Raw genomic sequence first — 17,665 nt, forward strand, 5'->3', positions numbered from 1 at the left:
TAGACTCGGGCGGGTGCCCCGCTCCACCGCCCTGTCACCCCGGCCCCGCTCGTCCGCCACCCGGGAGGCCCTGTACCAGGCCGGACTGCGGCGCTTCGCCTCCGACGGGTGGAGGACGGCACGGATCCGCGACATCGTCGGCGACGCCGGCCAGGGCAACGACTCGGCGATCAACTACCACTTCGGGGGCCGCATGGGCCTGCTGGAGGACGTGCTGCTCCGCGGGGTCCTGCGTATGGAGGACGAACGTCGGGCCGATCTGCAGAGGTGGGCGTCGTCGGCCCCGTCATCGGCCCTCGACCTGGCGGAGATCGTCCGGGCGGTGGTGTCGCCGCTGGCGGACCTGTTGGACGACGACGAGGGCCGGTGCACCCTCCGGGTGATCGCCCAGGTCGGGGCGCTCGCCGAGGTCGACCGCACCCTGACCGACCGACCGGTCACCGGCACCGCACTGCATGACCAGCTCGAGATGCTCGTGTCCGCCGCCACCGCCCGCTGCGGACGGGACCTCGCCGGCCACCGGGTCCGGCAGCTCATCGTGATGCTCACCGCCGAACTCGCGGTGCGGGCCTGCGATCCCCCGGACGCCGCCCCACCCCACCGGGAGTACGTGGCCGACCTCGTGGACTGGCTCGCGGGGGGCCTGGCCCGGCCCGCGCCCGCGTGAGACGGGACCGCCCGGATCAGATCGCCAGCGCCTCGGTGACCTCGTGGGCGGCGGTGTCGTCGGAGGCGCCCGAGTGGGTCACCCGCCCCGACTCCACCACGTAGAAGACGTCCGAGGCCCGCAGCGAGAACCCGACGTGCTGCTCGACCAACAGCACCGACAGATCACCACGGGACGCCAGGTCCACGATGATCCGCTCGATCTCGGCAACGACATTGGGCTGGATGCCCTCGGTCGGCTCGTCCAGCACCAGCAGTCGCGGTTCGGTGATGAGCGCCCGCGCGATGGCCAACTGCTGGCGCTGCCCGCCCGAGAGCAGCCCGGCCTTCCGGTCCAGCAGGTCCTTCAACGCGGGGAACAGGTCCAGGGACTCGTCGATGAGCGCCTTGCCCCGCTTGCGGCCGTCAGCCACGACCCTCAGGTTCTCGGCGGTCGTGAGCTGCGTGAACGACTGCTGGCCCTGGGGTACGTACCCGATGCCCATCGCCACGCGGGCGTGGGGCTTGAGTCCGGTGATGTCCCGGCCGTCGAAGGTGATCCGACCGGCCTTGCACGGCAGCAGGCCGACGGCCGCCCGCAGCAGGGTCGTCTTGCCCGCGCCGTTGTGCCCGAGCACCGCGGCAACGCCCCCGGCGGGGACCTCCAGGTCCACCCCGTGGAGCACCTCGGACCCGCCGTACCCGGCGCGGACGCCCGACATCTGCAGTAGTGCGCTCATCGGTCTGACTCCCTCTCGGGTTCGGTGCCGGTTTCCAGTTCGGTGCCGGTGGCGGCCGCGGTGCCCAGGTACACCTGCTGGACATTGGGGTCGGCCTGGATCTCGGCCACCGTGCCCTCGGCGAGGACCTTCCCGGCCGCCAGGACGGTGACCGAGGTGGCGAAGTCGCGCATGAAGTCCATGTCGTGCTCCACCACCACCACCGTGCGTTCGGCGGCGATGCGCCTCAGCAGTTCGCCGGTGGCCTTGCGCTCCTCCGCCCCCATGCCTGCGACGGGCTCGTCGAGGAGCATCACATCGGAATCCTGGACGAGAAGCATGCCGATCTCCAGCCACTGCTTCTGCCCGTGGGCCAACACCCCGGCCTTGGTGCCGGCCAGGTGCTCGAGGCCGATGGTGTCCAGGGCCTCGGCGACCACCGTCGCGCGTTCCCGGCGACGGCGGAGCAGGGTCAGCCATCCCCGACCGGAGCCGGCCGCGATGTCCAGGTTCTGTTCCACGGTGAGGTCCTCGAAGATGCTGGCCGTCTGGAAGGTCCGGCCGATCCCCATGCGGGCGATCCTGTGCGTCTTCATCCCCAGCACCGGTTGCCCGGTCTTGTCGACCGTCCCCGTCGCGGGGACCAGTCCCGTGATCGCGTCGACGACGGTGGTCTTTCCCGCGCCGTTGGGCCCGATGAGGAACTTGAGATCACCCTGGATCAGCGTCAGGTCCACGCCGTCGACGGCACGGAAGCCGTCGAACGTCACGGTGAGACCGCGGACCTCCAGGTAGGTCCGTCCGGTCGAGGCGCCGGTGGCCACAGCGGTGGGGGTCATGGGGTCTCCTCCGTGGTGGATCCGGTGGTGGCGGGGGTCGCGGGGCCGGACCCGGTGGACGCGCGACGCCGGCGGATGACGAACAGGCTGGCCAGGCCTCCGGGCAGGAAGCCCACGACGACGATGAAGAGCACCCCCTGCAGGTAGGTCCACTGCGACGGGTAGGCCTCGGAGAAGGTCGTCTGCGCCCAGGCCACACCGATCGCCCCGAGAACCGGGCCGAGCAGGGTGGCCCGGCCGCCGATCGCGACACCGATGAGGAACGCGATCGACGGGGCGATACCGATCGCCGAGGGCGAGATGATCCCGACGATCGGGACGAACAGCGCGCCGGCGATCCCGGCCGCGAAGGCGGCGACCGCGTAGGCCAGGGACTTGACCAGGGCGGGGTCGTACCCCAGGAAGCGGACCCGCTCCTCCTGGTCACGGACGGCGACGAGCAGCTCACCGAAGCGGGACTGCATGAACTGGCGGACCAGCAGGACAACCCCGATGAGCGCGCCACCGGTGATGAAGTACAGCATCTGACGGTTGGCCGGGTCCGACAGGGCGAAGCCGAAGAACCCGGTGAACCGGTTGAGGCCGTTGGACCCGCCCAGCTCGGGGCGGCTGACCAGGAAGATCGCGGCGGCTGCCGCGAGGGCCTGGGACAGGATCGCGAAGTAGGCGCCCTTGACCTTGCGGTTGAACACCAGGTACCCGAATCCGAAGGCCAGCAGGGGCGGCAGGAGCAGGATCACCGCGAGGGTGAACACAGGCGAGGCGAACGGCTCCCAGTACCCGGGGAGCGACCGCATGCCGGCGATCTGCATGAAGTCCGGCAGGGCGTCGGGACCGCCGCGATCGCGGGCGTCGGCGAGCTTGAGGTACATCGCCATGGCGTACGCGCCGACGCCGAAGTAGACGCCCTGGCCCAGGGTGAGCATCCCGCCCCGCCCCCACGCCAGCCCGATACCGCTGGCGACGATGCCGAAGCAGAAGAACTTGGCCAACAGGTTGAGCCGGAACTCGCTGAGCAGCAGGGGTGCGACGCCGAAGATGAGTACCGCGGCGACGGCGAGCGCCACCCAGAACACCCAACGGGGACGTTCTCCCTCGGCGGTCAGTGCACCGGGCAGCGGCAGTCGCGGACGGATCCGACGACCCGCCGCGGGATCGGCCGGGTCCCCGGCGGTGGTGCCGATGGTGGCGGTGTCGGTCATGCCAGGCTCCTGGTCTTGACGGCGAACAGCCCCTGCGGGCGGATCTGGAGGAAGACGATGATCGTCACGAAGACGAGCACCTTCGCCACGGACGCGGTCGTGGAGTATTCGAAGAACGAGTTGAGGATCCCCAGGGCGAAGGCGGCGATGACCGCGCCCCGCAGCTGACCGAGGCCCCCGACGACCACCACGAGGAAGGCGTCGATGAGGTACGACTGCCCGATGGTGGGGCTCGTCGACCCGATCAGGGTCAACGCCACGCCCGCCACGCCGGCCAGTCCGGACCCGATGAAGAACGTGGTCAGGTCGCTGCGGCGGGAGTTGATCCCGGAACTCTCGGCGAGATCACGGTTGAGTGTGACCGCCCGGATGCGACGCCCCATCGGGGTGAACCGCATCGCGGCCATCAGTGCGGCGACACACGCGACGGCCAGGAGGAAGATGAAGACGCGGGTGTACGGGACGGACGCCCCGAGCAGGACCATGTTTCCGCGCAGGAACTCGGGCACCTCGACGTTGACGGCGGGCGCGCCCCAGATGTCGCGCGCGACCTGCTGGAGGATCAGCCCGACGCCGAAGGTCACGAGCAGCGTGTCGAGCGGTCGGGCGTACAACCGTCTGATGAGCAGCACCTCGAGGATCACCCCGAGGATCCCGCCCACCACGAAGCCTGCCACCAGGGAGATCGCCAGACCCGCCCCGGAGGCGGCGACGAACTGCTGGATGACGTAGGCCGTGTAGCACCCGGCCATGATGAACTCGCCGTGCGCCATGTTGATGACGCCCATCTGCCCGAAGGTCAGGGACAGTCCGAGCGCGGCGAGCAGAAGGATAGAACCGCTGCTCAATCCTGTCGCGAGTTGACCGATGATGACGTCCACACCGGCTCCTTTCTCCTGCATTCACCCCCCGCGGCGGCCCCGGTCGCCGGGGCCGCCGCGGGGGTGGTGGACTAGTGACCAGGTCAGTTACCGGACAGGTCTCCGGCCCAGTCGTAGCCCTCGAGGAAGGGGTCCGGTTCGATGGGCTCGCCCGAACTCCACACCTCGTAGATCAAGCCGTCGGGGCGGATTTCCCCGACGAGCGCCGTCTTGGAGATGTGGTTGTTGTCCCCGTTGATCGTCACGGTGCCCTCCGGGGCGTCGAAGCTCACCCCGCCGGCGTTCTCCTGGATCTCGGCGACGTCGAAGCTGCCCGCCTTCTCGACGGTGTTCTTCCACAGGAACAGCGAGGTGTACGCCGCCTCCATCGGGTCGGAGGTGACCCTGTCCTCGCCGTACTTGGCCTTGAACGCCTCGACGAACGAGGTGTTCTCCGGGCTGTCGATGGTCTGGTAGTAGTTCCACGACGTGAGCTGGCCCTCGATATTGGCCGCGCCGATGCCCTGTACCTCTTCCTCCGCGATCGACACGCTGATCACCGGGGTGTTCTCGGCGGTGAGGCCAGCGTTGGTGTACTCGCGGAAGAACGCGACGTTGGAGTCGCCGTTGAGGGTGTTGAAGACCGCGTCCGGATCGGCGGTGCGCACCTTGTTGACGATCGTGGAGAAGTCGGTGGAGCCGAGCGGCGTGTAGTCCTCGCCGACGATCTCGACGTCGTTCGCCTCCGCCCACGCCTTGATGACCCGGTTGGCCGTCTGGGGGAACACGTAGTCCGAGCCGACCAGGTACATCGACTCCACGCCCTGCTCCTTGAGGTACTCGAGGCCGGGGACGATCTGCTGGTTGGTCGTGGCGCCGGTGTAGAAGATGTTCGGAGACGCCTCCAGGCCCTCGTACTGGACGGGGTAGTACAGCAGCGCGTTGGCGTCCTCGACGACCGGGAGCATGGCCTTGCGGGAGGACGACGTCCAGCCGCCGAAGATCGCGGCCACGCAGTCGCTGGTGATGAGCTTCTGCGCCTTCTCGGCGAAGACGGCCGGGTCGGATGCCCCGTCCTCGACCACCGTCTCGATCTGCTTGCCCATCACGCCGCCGTCGGCGTTGATCTGCTCCACGGCGAGCTCGACCGAGTCGCGTACCGTCCTCTCGGAGATCGCCATGGTGCCCGAGAGCGAGTGCAGCGACCCGATCTTGATGGTGTCACCGGAGGTGTCCACACACGATTCTGCGGAGGCTGCGGCGGTGTCCGAGGTCCGGTTACCACAAGCGGTGAGAGCGCCGGCCCCGAGGACCACCAGTGCGGCGGCGGCGACGGTGCGTCTGGAGATGGGATTCACGCGGGTTTTTCCTTGCCGTGGGCGGGCGGTCGATGGCCCCCGCTTCTCGGGGATCGACGCTCGGTGAAACCAAAGTTATGAGTTCCATGTGAGCCGCACGGTTCCCCTGTGTTTCGTACGTGTTGCCCAAGTCCACCTTCAGTGAACCCTGCGTTTCTCAACCCTTGCGTAGATCGGGCGCCGACGCCCCCAGGACGTGCCGACGCGCGGCGGACCACGCCGCGCGCATCACGTCCTCGACCGCCTCCGGGGTGTCGCCGACAGCCCGGAGCCACGCCCCGCACCCCTCGGGCAGGGTGCTCACACCACCGCGGACCTCACCTCGGCGCACGGCGGCCGAGGAGTCGACAGCCGCCCGCATCGGGTCCGCCAGGTCCGTCGCCGGCCCCGGCGCCAGGACGAACAGGGTCCCGATGGCATCGGATCCGCCGGTGACCAGGTCGACGTCGGGCTCAGGGTGCCCGCCACCGCCACCCCCGACCATCCGGGTGGCGTCCACCACCACCGGGGTGCCGTCGGGACGGGCGATCTCGACCCGCGAGACCAGCGCGTCCACCGCCCACCGCTCGCCACGGGCCACCCGGCCTGCGGTGAGGACGTCGGAGACCACCAGCACCGCGTCCTCGGGGACCGTCGCCCGCAGGGTCTGCTGGAACCTGCTCCCGCCGTACGGGATCAGGGGATCGGGAACCCACTCGCACACCGCCCCGGCGCCCAGCGTCAGCGTGACGTCCTGGGTCGCGTACCCCGCGTCCATGCGGTGGATCCTTGTGGCGGCCTGGGTGGTGATCAGCGCATGGGACCGGTCGGCCAGTTCGACGTCGATGTCCAGCCTGTCGCCGCCGACCACTCCCCCGCCGGTGGACATGAGATACGTGACCGGCACGTGCGGCAGTCCCGGGTCGACGTACAGCGGACGCATCACTTGTAGAGGAGACTTCTGGTAGCGATCGGCCAGGACCGTCCGCCCGTCGGGGCCGAACCGGAAGTGCAGGTCCAGGACGCCGACCTTTCCCGGCGATCCCACCGGGAGCGACCCCGCGGCGGACGCCGGGCCGGACGCCACGGCCGGCCAGACGTGACCGGGGTCGGCCGCGCGCGCCAGCCGGTCGGCCCGGGACACCGGTCCGGTCACGCGCTCGGCAGCAGGTCCGCGCGACGCGACTCGAAGTAGTCCAGCACCTCGTCGACCCCGGTGCCGCTGAGGCAGTCGGTCAGCACGACGGGCTTGCCGGAGCGCACGCGGTCGGCGTCGGAGCTCATCACCCCCAGGTCGCACCGCACGTACTGGGCGATGTCGATCTTGTTGATCACCAGCAGGTCGCACTCGGTGATGCCGGGTCCGCGCTTCCGCGGCATCTTCTCGCCCTCGGCGGTGTCCAGGACGAAGACGAACAGGTCCACCAGCGCGGGCGAGAACGTCAGGGTGAGGTTGTCCCCGCCGGATTCGAAGATCAGGGTGTCGACGTCCGGGTGCTCCTCGAGCATCTCGGCGCCCACCGCCAGATTCATGGTGGGGTCGTCGCGGACCGCGGTGTGGGGGCACGACCCGGTCTCCACGCCCACGACCTTGGCGGGGTCGAGGACGCCGGCCAACGTGCGGCGGACGTGCTCCGCGTCCTCCTGGGTGTAGATGTCGTTGGTGATCACCGCGGGCGCCCGACCGCGCTCGATGAGCAGCGGAACCAGAGCCTCGATCAGCGCGGTCTTGCCCGAGCCCACGGGCCCGCCGATCCCGATGCGCAGCACGCCTCGTCCCTCGGTCATGTGCGTTCCCCTTCCATCGTGTCCTCAGCTGGCGAAGAGCCTGGCATCGGAGTTCTCGTGGTGACAGCTGGCCAGGTCCAGTATCGGCGCGAACCCGCCCAGATCCTCCAGCACGGTGCCGACGGCGGCGTCGGCGACCTCCTCGATCACGGGTGCCGCCCCGCGGACCAGCGCCTGGGCACTGCGGTGGTCGGCCAGCCGCAGTCGCAGTGCGGCGCCGGCCAGGCTGATCACCACGGCGGTCAGGTCCGCCGCCACCGCGTCGCGCTGGTCCAGCCCCCCGCGGGCGTAGACCAGGCCCATCACCACGGACTGCGAGCCGGGCGACCGGCGGGCTCGCACGTGGGCGTGCCAGGCGCTGACCACCGGGTCATCGAGCAACTCGGCCGCCAGGTCCAGGACCTGCTTTCCCGTCCGGGTGGCGCCGTCGCGCAGCTCCCGCGTCAGCCGGGTGGCGTGCAGACGGCGGTCGATGCGGCTCAGCGCGTCCGTCAGCGCCGCCGCGTCACGGCCCCCGTGCTCACGGGTCGCCGCCCACGCCAGGGCGAGCGCGACCGAGTCCGCGGGGCCGATGGCGTGGCGCAGCATCGAGTGCAGCACCTGCGGCAGGCGCCGGCCGTCGACCTGACCTCGCTGTGCCAGCCCCTCGAGCCCGTGGGACAGCGTGTACATCCCCGAGGGGAACGACGAGTCCGTGAACTGCAGCGCGAGCAGCAGCCGCGACAGGTCGGAACCGCTCATGCGAGGTAGTGCAGCTGCGCCAGTGGCAGGGTGGTCGCGGGTGCGATGGTGGCGGGCTCGCCGTCGACGGTCACCACGTAGGTGTCGGGGTCCACCTCGATCCGCGGGCAGCGGTCGTTGCGCACCATGTCCTTCTTCCCGATGCCCCGGCACCGGCGCACTGGCAGGCACGGTGAGGTCAGGCCCAGCTGATCGGGCACGCCCGCCTCGATCGCCGCCGCGGACAGGAACGTCACCCGGGTGGACTGCATGGCCCCGCCGTACGCGCCGAACATGGGCCGGTAGATCACGGGCTGCGGGGTGGGCAGCGAGGCGTTGGGGTCACCCATCGGTGCCCACACGATCATCCCGCCCTTGATCACCAGCGAGGGCTTGGCGGCGAACGACTCGACCGGCCACACCACCAGGTCCGCGAGCTTGCCGGGCTCGATCGAGCCCAGGTGGTCGGAGATCCCGGCGGCGATGGCGGGGTTGATGGTCATCTTGGCGACGTACCGCAGGACCCGCTCGTTGTCGTTGCGATCACCGTCCTCGGGCAGCGGCCCGCGCTCGACCCGGCAGTGGTGGGCGGTCTGGAACGCCCGCTGCCACGACTCGCCGATCCGTCCCATGGCCTGGGAGTCGGACGAGAAGATCGAAATGATGCCCTCGTCGTGCAGCACGGTCTCCGCGGCGATGGTCTCGGCCCGCACCCGGGAGTCGGCGAAACTCACGTCCTCGGGGATGTCGTGCGACAGGTGGTGGCACACCATCACCATGTCGAGCAGCTCGTCCACCGAGTTCACCGTGTAGGGCAGCGTCGGGTTGGTGGAGGCCGGGAGCACGTTGGGCTCACCGCACACCCGCAGGATGTCGGGGGCGTGGCCGCCACCGGCGCCCTCGGAGTGGAACGTGTGGATCGTCGAGTCGCCGAGTGCGGCGCGGGTGTCCTCGTAGAAGCCGGACTCGTTGAGGGTGTCGGTGTGGATCGCCACCTGGACGTCGTAGGCGTCCGCGACCTCCTGCACGCAGCGGATGGCCGCCGGCGTGGTGCCCCAGTCCTCGTGGATTTTCAGACCCGCCGCGCCGGCGACGATCTGCTCGACCGCCGACTCGGCCTGCGAGGTGTTGCCCTTGCCCAGGATCCCGATGTTCACCGGCAGCCCGTCGGCGGCCTGCAGCATCCGGCCGATGTTCCAGGCGCCCGGCGTGCAGGTGGTCCCCTTGGTGCCCTCGGACGGTCCGGTCCCGCCGCCGAACAGGGTGGTCACCCCATTGGACAAGGCCTCGTCGACCTGCTGCGGGGCGATGAAGTGGATGTGGGTGTCCACTCCCCCGGCGGTGACGATCTTGTGCTCTCCCGCCACCACCTCCGTGCCGGGTCCGATCACCAGGTCCGGGTGCACGCCGTCCTGCAGGTGCGGGTTCCCGGCCTTGCCCACCGCCACGATCCGGCCGTCGCGCACCCCGATGTCGCCCTTGACCACCCCGATCACCGCGTCGAGGATCGTGGCCCCGGTGATCACCAGGTCCAGGGCGCCCGAGGCCCGCGTTCCCGCGGGGTCCTGCGCCATCCCGTCCCGGATCGCCTTGCCACCGCCGTAGACGGCCTCCTCGCCGTAGCCGCTGGAGCCGTCGGTGGTGACGGCGTTGTGATCGCTCTCGACCTCGACGGTCAACACCGTGTCCGCCAACGTCAGCCGGTCCCCGACCGTGGGTCCGTAGATGTCGGTGTAGGTCGCGCGAGGGAGCACGGTCGGCGGGCCCTCGGCGACGCGTACCCCGCCCGCGGTCGGCCGGGCCTCGTTGTCGTCGTCATCGGCCACGTCCGCGCTGACAGACAGGAACCCGCCATCGTGCATCCGCGCCAGCGCCCGCTCCCGCACGGCCGGATCGTCGAGGCGACCGTCGACCAATCCGGAGAAGCCGTGGCAGACGCGCTCGCCGGCGTAGTCCACCAGCCGCACGGTGCGGGTCTGACCGGGTTCGAACCGCACCGCCAGCCCCGCGCCGATCGCCAGGTGGCGCCCGTAGGCGGCGGGGCGGTCGAACCGCAGCTCCCGGTTGGCCTCGAAGAAGTGGTAGTGCGAACCCACCTGGACCGCGCGGTCGCCGGTGTTGGCGACCTCGAGCTCGATGGTCGCGCGACCGGCGCCCAGCGTGATGTCGCCGTCGCCGTACTGGTACTTCCCGGATCCGGACATCGCGCTCCTCGGGGTGATGGGTGGGTCTGTGGGGTGGGTCTAGTGCGAGTGGGTGTAGACGCTGCCGTCGGCCGCCACGTGGGAGTGGGCGTAGCCGTGCCCGTCCTCGGCGTCGAGCGCCGCGTCGATACCATCCGCCGCGTCCGGGCCGCCGACGCCGTGGTCGAGGCGGTGAACCGCCTCGCGCACGCGGGTGTCGATCACGCTGCGCAACACCGCCGGGCCCAAAAGGTGCTCGCCCTCGCCGGGGAGCTCCCGACCGGTCGCCGGCGCGGGGGCCAGCGTGGCGCTCACGACCACCGGACGCCGGGCGCCGAGGGCGTCGAGTCGCGCGAGGCCACCGGCCAGGTCGGGGTCCGGCTCGCTGCCACCGTGGAACGCGACCTCGACCAGCCCGGGCCGGCCGTACTGCCGGGCGAGGCGCGCCAGTCGGAAGAGCTCGGCGTCGGCGAACGGGTCGATGGCCGGGCTCACGACCAGCACGGAATCGGCAGCGGCGTCGCTGAGATCGTGGCGTCGGATCGCGGCCCGCAGGCGGGTGACCAGCATGGTGGCGTCGCCGAGCGGCTCGGCCAGCGCGAGTCGCGCGGCGCCCGTGCGGCCGCGGACGTCACGGAGGGTGCGGGAGCAGTCGGCGATCATCGCCGGTGCGCGGCCGAACGTCATGGGGACGACGACGACGAGCGCGCCCGACTCCACCTCCGCCGTCACCAGGTCGTGCAGTTCACGCCCTGGGGCGGCGGACGGGATCCCGAGATCGGGCATCTTCTCGGACTCCGGACCCCGCGCCACGACGACCCGGGCGGTGGCCGGGTCGGTGTGTGGGTGCGCATGGTCGTGCACAGGTCCATGGTCGTGCACAGCTCCATGGTCGTACACCGTGGCGCGGGCGGTCATGCCTGCTGCTCCACCGGGCAGACGGGATCGTGCACGGTCACCAGTTTGGACCCGTCGGGGAACGTGGCCTCGACCTGGATCATCGGCAGCCGCTCCACCACCCCGGCCATGACCTGCCCGGCGTCCAGGACCCGACGCCCCAGGTCCATGCACTCGGCGACGGTGCGACCGTCGCGGGCATGCTCGACGATCTCCCACGAGATGAGCGCGGTGGCCTCCGGGACATTGAGCAGCACGCCGCGGTCGAGCCTCCGGCGGGCCACCTCCGCCGCGGTGAACAGGGTGAGTTTGTCCAGTTCGCGGGGGGTGAGCTTCATCGGCGGGTCCTCTCGTGCTCGGAGCGTCGGCGCGCCGGGGCGTGTCGATCACGCTAATACCACCGTGTGTCGGCCGTGTAACACCGCTGCCGAGGGTCGCTCCCACCCCTGTCTCCGAGCGCCTGAACGCCCCTGACCTGCGGTGCCCTGCGGAGGGCGAGCAGGGCACCGCAGGTCAGGGGGCACCGCTGTTCAGACGGACCGCATTCGGCGACGGCCCGGGGCAGCACCGGCCGCGCCCGACCACTGGTTAAGCGGCCGATTGTTACGGCACGTTACGACTCCCGCGTCGCCATCGCTCCGCGTCCCGCCCACTGCCATCATGAATCGATGCCCCAGAACATCGCCGGGACGACCGCGACCGACGACCCCGCCGTGGGTGACTTCGACACCGCCCCCGCGGACAACCTGCTGCCCGTGCTCACGGAGCTGTCGGGATCTGCCGAATGGGCACGGGCGGTACTGGACGGTCGGCCATACCGCTCGCGCGCGGCCCTGCACTCCGCGGCCCGACGGGTGCTCGCCGGGCAGAGCGACTCCGAGGTGCTGTCCGCGGTCGATGCGCACCCGCCGATCGGGCCGAGAGCGGGCGCGGGCACCGAACCGGTCAGGGGCGCCTCGGCCCGCGAGCAGAGCGCCGCGGCGACCGCTGACGCCGAGCTGGCCCGGCGCCTGGCCGAGGGGCAGCGACGCCATGCCGAGCACTTCGGGCACTCATTCCTCGTCTGCGCCACCGGACTGTCGGCGCGCGAGATCGTGGATGAACTCGACCGGAGGATCTCGCTCGACCCGGCTGAGGAGCTCGCGTGCACCCGCGACCACCTCGCGAGGATCAACGCACTGCGGCTGGACCGGCTGCTCGACACCGGCGCACTGTGAGGAGCACCTGATGTCCCTGAGCACCCACGCGCTGGACACGTCCACCGGGACCCCCGCGGCCGGACTGGCGTACCTGCTCACCGACGCCGCCGGCGCGGAACTGGCCGCCGGCACCACCGACGGCGACGGGCGGGCCCCCGAGCTGGGTGGGGTCCGGATCGGCACCGGGGTGTACCGCCTGCACTTCGATACAGGCGCCTACCAGCGCTCGAAGGGTGTCCGGGGTTTCTACCCCGAGGCGGTCGTGTGCTTCGAGGTCACCGACCCGGCCGCCCACCATCACGTGCCGTTGATCCTGTCGCCCTTCGGCTACAGCACCTACCGTGGGTCCTGAGCCGCGGGCCTCGCCAACGCTCTGACCTGCGGCGCCCTGCACAGGGGTCGCAGGGCACCCCACGTCACCGCCCGATCCCCCTCCGCGCGCACTCCCGGCGCAGCTCGGAGGCCACGGCACGTTCGTCGAACCCGACCGGCCGGAAGTCCCGCACCACCACGACCCCACCCACCACCACGTGACGGGGCCGGCGCCCGGGCGCGGCCCACAGCAGCCCTCGGACCGGGTCGGCCACACCGGCGTCCGCCACGCCCGAGACGTCCCACACCACCAGGTCGGCGGCCGATCCCGGGGTCAGCCGGCCCAGCTCGGTGCGTCCCAGTCCGTCCGATCCGCCGGCGGTGGCCATGGTCAGCACCTCGAGCGCGTCCATCGGCCGCCCCGCCAGAGGTGCGACCTGCATGGCCAGCCGGGCGTCGGCGAGCAGGTGGCCGGCGTCGTTGCTCCCGCCGCCCGAGGTACCCAATCCGACGCGCACCCCACCGTCGAGTAGCCGCGCGACGGGGGCCACGCCCCACCCCATGGGCAGATCGCAGGCCGGGGCGTGGGTGACGGTGGCCCCGCTCGCCGTGACCGACGCCACCTCGGAATCGGTGATGTCGCACAGGTGGGCCAGGGTGACGTCGGGGGCGAGCCAGCCCCACTCGTCCAACAGGTCCAGGGGGCGCCTCCCGTACAGCTCGGCGGCGCGGGCGACGTCCACCTGCTCGTTGGCCTGCGTGCGACGGCGTAGGCCAAGCGTCCGCGCCACCTCGCCGAGGGCGCCGAAGGTGGCGGGACCGTCGGCGTGGATCCCCGACGGGCCGACGGACAGCTGACGCATGCCGTCCTCGGTGACCCCGCCCCGCGCTCCGGGTAGGTGCGCGGCGTGGATCTGCGCGACCGACGCCGCGGCCGCGTCCGGGTCGCAGCCCGCGGTGCCGCGGACGAACGCCAGGCGAGCACCGACATCGCGGGCCGCGTCGAAGGCGGCGCCCGCGATCTCCACCGGGTCCACGCCGGGCGGCCAGGTCAGGTGGTGGTCGGCGACGGTCGTCACCCCGCACAGCAGCGACTCCGCCAGCGCCACCCGGGCGGCGACCCCCACCAGGTCCGGGTCCACGCGGGCGTCGACGTAGGCCTGCCGCATCCGGGCGAGCCAGACCGACATCTCCACCCCCCGCGTACCGGGCAGCGTCCGGAACGCGCTCTGCAGCAGATGATGGTGCGCGTTGACCAGGCCCGGGGTGACCACCCCGCCGTCGGCGTCGAGGATCTCGGCAGGATCAGCGCCAGCAGAATCAGCGCCGGCAGGATCAGCACCTCCGGCGATCCGCCCGTCCGCGCACTCGAGCGTCGTTGGCTCGGTCGACTCGCGCCCCGGCGACCACACCGCCGAGGCACCCGTGACCCGCAGGACCCGCGCGCTCACGCGTCGGCCCCGATCGGCGTCCGCGCGAACGACCGCATCCACACCCGGTCCGGCGTCAGTGGGATCGAGTCCTGTCGGACCCCCGTGGCCCGCCGGACCGCGATACCGACGGCCGCCGCGACCGGGCAGTAGGGCGCCTCGGACATGGACTTCGCGCCCAGCACGCCCTGGGGTTCGACGGTGTCGGCGAAGAACACCTCGGTGCGGGGCACGTCCCCCATCCGCGGCGGGTGGTAGTGACGCAGGGTCGCGTTGGCCACCGCGCCGGTGTCGTCGAGCATCACCTGCTCGTACAGCGCCGCCCCCAACGCCTGGGCGACGCCGCCCTCCACCTGGCCCCGCAACTGCTGCGGGTTGAGGACCCGCCCGGCGTCGACGGCGTGGACGCTCTGCAGCACCCGGACCGTGCCCGTGTCGGGGCACACGGCCACGCGCACCCCCTGGACGGTGAAGGCCGCCTGTCGCCCGAGCCCGTCCGCGGAACCCTCGGCGGACACGGGCAGGTGGGCGCCGGCCCGCAGGAGGTCGGCCACCCGGGTGGCGGCCCGGTGCAGCGCGCGCCCGCCCACCACGGTCCCGGCCGACCCGAACGCCCCGGTGTCGTGGGTGAGCTGCGCGGTGTCCGAGGCGTGCAGCACCACCGAGTCGGAGGGCACCGCCAGCACCTCGGCCACGATCTGCGTGTGCACGGTGGCGGTGCCGTTGCCGAACTCGGCGGTGCCCACGTAGGCGTGCACGGTGCCGTCGGCGTCGATCTCCACGCGGGCGGAGCCGTGGTGGCCCCCCGGCGGGTTGGTGGCGATCATGCACACCGCGACCCCGCTCCCCTCGGACCACCCGGGAGGGGCCGACTCCCCCGTCCCGACTCCAGGGCTCCGGCGACGAGGTCCAGGCAGTGGTCGAGCCCGTAGGAGGACAGGGCCAGCTCGTCGTCGTCGCCCGCCGAGCTCACCAACCGGTCACCCGGGCGTACCACGTTGCGCCGCCGCAGTTCGACGGGATCGATCCCGGCGACCTCGGCGAGCTCGTCGAGTGCGCTCTCGAGCGCGAACCCCACCTCCCCCAGCCCGTACCCGCGGAAGGCGCCGGAGGGGACGGTGGTCGTGTAGACGGCCTCCGCCGCCACCCGTTTGGCGGGGCAGCGGTACAGCTCCACCGACTCGGTGATCGAGTGGAACATCACGCCCGCCGAGTGCCCGCCGTACGCGCCCGCGTCGGACAGCACGTCCAGGTCGAGCGCGGTGAGCCGGCCACGGGCATCGCACGCGACCGTCGCCGTCACCCGGTAGGGGTGTCGCACGGTGGCGGAGGTGAACTGCTCGGCGCGGGTGTACTCCCACACCACGTCGCGGCCGGTCCGCAGGGCGGCCAGCACGGCCAGGTCCTCGACGATCATCTCCTGCTTGGCGCCGAATCCCCCGCCCACCCGGGCGGCGTGGACGCGCAGGTCGTCCCGTTCCAGGCCGAAGATCCACGCCAGCTCGTCCCGGACGAGGAACGGCACCTGCGTGGACGAGCGGATGTCGAGGGCGCCGCCGCACCGGGGTCCGCCGTCGATGTGGCGGACGATCACCGCGTGTGTCTCCAGGTGCGTGTGCTGCACCCGCGAGGTGCTCCAGGTGCCCGTGACGACGTGCGCGGCGCGGGCGACCCCGGCGTCGACGTCCCCCACCGCGCCACGCCAGCTCGCCACGACGTTGCGTGCGGGGTCGGCGATCCGGTGGGCCCCGGAGCTCTTGTCCCCGTGGATCGCCGGGGTCCCGGGTCGCCGGGCCGCCTCGGGGTCCAGTACCGAGGGCAGGACCTCGTACCGCACGTCGATCTCCCCGCACGCCAGGCGGGCCAGTTGGGCGGTCTCGGCCACCACCGCGGCCACCCGCTGTCCGTGGTAGCGCACCACCGGGTCCAGCACCCGGGTGTCGTCCGGGTCGTCGGTGCGACGCTGGTGGCGGGCGGTGGAGAACAGGACGTCGGGGTCGTCGTGGTGGGTCAGGACGGCCACCACACCGGGCATGGCCAGGGCGCGGCTGGCGTCGATCTCCACGATCCGGGCGTGCGCGTGCGGGGACCGCAGCACCGCGAGGTGAGCGCAGCCGGTCAGCGCTGTGTCCAGGGTGAACGGCTCGGCCCCGCGGACGACGCGGTCGGTGGCGGGGGCCGCGACGGGTCGACCGATCCCCCCGGCCGAGCAGGCGTTCGCGGCGCCGTCGAGGGCGTCCTCGATCGCGCGGTAGCCGGTGCAGCGGCACAGGTTGCCCTTCATGGCCGCGGTCCGGGCGGCCGGGCCCCCGTCGCGGGCGCACGGGGCGTGCTCCAGCCCGGTGACGGTGGTGACCATCCCCGCCGTGCAGTACCCGCACTGGAACCCCGCGGCCCGGGCGAACGCCGCCGGGACCTCGTCGGGCACCCCGGCGGCGGTGCACACGTCGGCGCCCTCGGCCCGGTGGGCGGGCAGGACGCAGGAGTGCGTGGGCACGCCGTCGACCAGCACGGTGCAGGCGCCGCAGTCTCCGGTGTCGCAGCCCTTCTTGACCGCGACCTGGCCGAGTTCGCGCAGCAGCGTCCGCAGGCACTGGCCGGGCCGCGGGCTGGGCGCGTAGTCGCTCCCGTCGATCGAGATCTTCATGTCTCCTCCTCCTGGCCGGGGTGGGTGCCGGGGTCGCCGCACAGGTCGACGACGACGGCGGCGGCCGCGATCCCCGCGACGTGGCGGCGCCAGCTCGGGTGCCCCTGGGGGTCGTCGTGCCAGTGGGGCAGGTCGCGCACCGCGGCCGCGGCGACCTCGGGCGGGGGCGGGGTGTCCCACTCCAGGACGTGCGGGGCCGGGACCGCGGCGGTGACGACGAGCGTGCACCTGCCGTCGGGGTCCAGGCGGCCGGTCACCAGTGACCCCGAGCGACCGCTGGGTACCAGCGAGTGCCGGCGGACGGCGTATCGCGCGCGGCCCGCCCCCGCGGGGATGCGCAGGGCCCGCAGGATCTCCCCCGGGGACAGGGACGTGTGCCCCGGGCCGGTCACCACGTCCGAGGCGGGGATCGACCGGGTGCCGCCGCCGGGGGTCCAGATCTCCGCGGTGGCCCCGAGGGTGCAGGCCGCGGCGGTGCCGGCGCCGGCGGGCAGGGCGGCGCAGAGGTTGCCTCCCCAGGTCGCACGGGCCCAGATCTTCCACGACGCGAGCAGGCACGAGAAGGCGTCGTGCAGGAAGGGCCGCAGATCCGCGGTGAGCGGGTGGTCGAGCACGGTCCGCAGCGAGGCGGTCGCCGCCACCCGCAGGCCGCCGTCCGGGAGCTCCTCGACGTCGGGCCAGCCGAGGTCGAGCAGGTCCACCAGCCCGATGAGCGCCGGCGTGTCCTCCCCCGGTGGCGCCGCCGCGCCGGCGGGATGGAGATGCGCCTCGCCGTGCAGCGCGGTCCCTCCGGCCAGGGGCGCCGCGCCGGCCAACAGTGCCTGATGCGCCTCGTCGCGGGTGCGCGGCCGGTGCAGTGCGGTGACGGTGACCAGGTCCATCGGGTC

The 17,665-nt window shown here is 72.2% G+C and carries 16 protein-coding genes and 1 pseudogene; 3 read left to right on the forward strand and 14 right to left on the reverse strand.

All coding sequences use genetic code 11. The annotated features are described in order from the left end of the window. Positions 1 to 13: 13 nt before the first annotated feature. Positions 14 to 667 (forward strand): TetR/AcrR family transcriptional regulator, encoded by a 654-nt coding sequence (locus tag CT688_RS12665; protein WP_107757181.1) that lies wholly within the window; start codon positions 14 to 16, stop codon positions 665 to 667. Between the two features lie 16 nt (positions 668 to 683). On the opposite strand, the gene urtE is transcribed toward CT688_RS12665, so the two are convergent. The 11 genes from urtE to CT688_RS12720 form a co-directional block, all read right to left on the reverse strand. Continuing rightward, positions 684 to 1,385 (reverse strand): urea ABC transporter ATP-binding subunit UrtE, encoded by a 702-nt coding sequence (gene urtE, locus CT688_RS12670; RefSeq protein ID WP_107757182.1) that lies wholly within the window; start codon positions 1,383 to 1,385, stop codon positions 684 to 686. Beyond that, positions 1,382 to 2,203: an urea ABC transporter ATP-binding protein UrtD gene (gene urtD, locus CT688_RS12675; protein WP_107757183.1), complete on the reverse strand. Its 822-nt coding sequence runs from the start codon at positions 2,201 to 2,203 to the stop codon at positions 1,382 to 1,384. Before urtD ends, urtE begins: the two co-directional genes overlap by 4 nt. Next, on the reverse strand, positions 2,200 to 3,327 hold the full coding sequence (gene urtC / locus CT688_RS12680) for an urea ABC transporter permease subunit UrtC (protein ID WP_370446361.1): 1,128 nt from the start codon (positions 3,325 to 3,327) through the stop codon (positions 2,200 to 2,202). Before urtC ends, urtD begins: the two co-directional genes overlap by 4 nt. Before the next feature lie 74 nt (positions 3,328 to 3,401). Further along, the gene (gene urtB, locus CT688_RS12685) at positions 3,402 to 4,286 is read right to left on the reverse strand and encodes an urea ABC transporter permease subunit UrtB (RefSeq protein WP_107757184.1); all 885 of its coding nucleotides are present in this window, start codon (positions 4,284 to 4,286) and stop codon (positions 3,402 to 3,404) included. Positions 4,287 to 4,369: 83 nt separating this feature from the next. Next, positions 4,370 to 5,623: an urea ABC transporter substrate-binding protein gene (urtA, locus tag CT688_RS12690; RefSeq protein WP_107757185.1), complete on the reverse strand. Its 1,254-nt coding sequence runs from the start codon at positions 5,621 to 5,623 to the stop codon at positions 4,370 to 4,372. A gap of 157 nt (positions 5,624 to 5,780) precedes the next feature. Further along, positions 5,781 to 6,758 (reverse strand): urease accessory protein UreD, encoded by a 978-nt coding sequence (locus tag CT688_RS12695; protein WP_107757186.1) that lies wholly within the window; start codon positions 6,756 to 6,758, stop codon positions 5,781 to 5,783. Next, positions 6,755 to 7,390, reverse strand: a complete 636-nt coding sequence (gene ureG / locus CT688_RS12700; RefSeq protein WP_017837970.1) for an urease accessory protein UreG — start codon at positions 7,388 to 7,390, stop codon at positions 6,755 to 6,757. The genes CT688_RS12695 and ureG overlap by 4 nt, the downstream gene beginning before the upstream one ends. Positions 7,391 to 7,414: 24 nt before the next feature. Continuing rightward, positions 7,415 to 8,131 (reverse strand): urease accessory protein UreF, encoded by a 717-nt coding sequence (locus CT688_RS12705; protein WP_107757187.1) that lies wholly within the window; start codon positions 8,129 to 8,131, stop codon positions 7,415 to 7,417. Then, a complete protein-coding gene (gene ureC / locus CT688_RS12710; RefSeq protein ID WP_107757188.1) occupies positions 8,128 to 10,314 on the reverse strand; it encodes an urease subunit alpha in 2,187 nt (728 codons plus the stop codon). The genes CT688_RS12705 and ureC overlap by 4 nt, the downstream gene beginning before the upstream one ends. 39 nt (positions 10,315 to 10,353) lie before the next feature. Then, positions 10,354 to 11,211 carry a sirohydrochlorin chelatase gene (locus tag CT688_RS12715; RefSeq protein ID WP_107757189.1) on the reverse strand — a complete coding sequence of 286 codons (858 nt, stop codon included), beginning with the start codon at positions 11,209 to 11,211 and terminating at the stop codon, positions 10,354 to 10,356. After that, positions 11,208 to 11,528: an urease subunit gamma gene (locus CT688_RS12720; RefSeq protein ID WP_107757190.1), complete on the reverse strand. Its 321-nt coding sequence runs from the start codon at positions 11,526 to 11,528 to the stop codon at positions 11,208 to 11,210. Before CT688_RS12720 ends, CT688_RS12715 begins: the two co-directional genes overlap by 4 nt. A 330-nt stretch (positions 11,529 to 11,858) precedes the next feature. Here CT688_RS12720 and CT688_RS12725 point away from each other — a divergent pair, with 330 nt between their 5' ends. Both CT688_RS12725 and uraH read left to right on the forward strand, forming a co-directional pair. Then, positions 11,859 to 12,407 carry a 2-oxo-4-hydroxy-4-carboxy-5-ureidoimidazoline decarboxylase gene (locus CT688_RS12725; protein WP_107757191.1) on the forward strand — a complete coding sequence of 183 codons (549 nt, stop codon included), beginning with the start codon at positions 11,859 to 11,861 and terminating at the stop codon, positions 12,405 to 12,407. A gap of 10 nt (positions 12,408 to 12,417) precedes the next feature. Continuing rightward, positions 12,418 to 12,741 carry a hydroxyisourate hydrolase gene (gene uraH / locus CT688_RS12730; RefSeq protein WP_107757192.1) on the forward strand — a complete coding sequence of 108 codons (324 nt, stop codon included), beginning with the start codon at positions 12,418 to 12,420 and terminating at the stop codon, positions 12,739 to 12,741. A gap of 64 nt (positions 12,742 to 12,805) precedes the next feature. Here the strand turns inward: uraH and CT688_RS12735 are convergent, their stop codons facing one another. The 3 genes and pseudogenes from CT688_RS12735 to CT688_RS12745 form a co-directional block, all read right to left on the reverse strand. Then, positions 12,806 to 14,152 (reverse strand): amidohydrolase family protein, encoded by a 1,347-nt coding sequence (locus CT688_RS12735; protein WP_231750330.1) that lies wholly within the window; start codon positions 14,150 to 14,152, stop codon positions 12,806 to 12,808. Further along, positions 14,149 to 16,772: pseudogene (locus CT688_RS12740) on the reverse strand (molybdopterin-dependent oxidoreductase). The gene CT688_RS12735 and the pseudogene CT688_RS12740 overlap by 4 nt, the downstream one beginning before the upstream one ends. A gap of 2 nt (positions 16,773 to 16,774) precedes the next feature. Next, positions 16,775 to 17,659 (reverse strand): FAD binding domain-containing protein, encoded by an 885-nt coding sequence (locus CT688_RS12745; RefSeq protein ID WP_107757194.1) that lies wholly within the window; start codon positions 17,657 to 17,659, stop codon positions 16,775 to 16,777. Positions 17,660 to 17,665: the final 6 nt, after the last annotated feature.

It is taken from the genome of Dietzia sp. JS16-p6b (assembly GCF_003052165.1).
In the GTDB taxonomy this organism is placed as follows: Bacteria; Actinomycetota; Actinomycetes; order Mycobacteriales; family Mycobacteriaceae; genus Dietzia.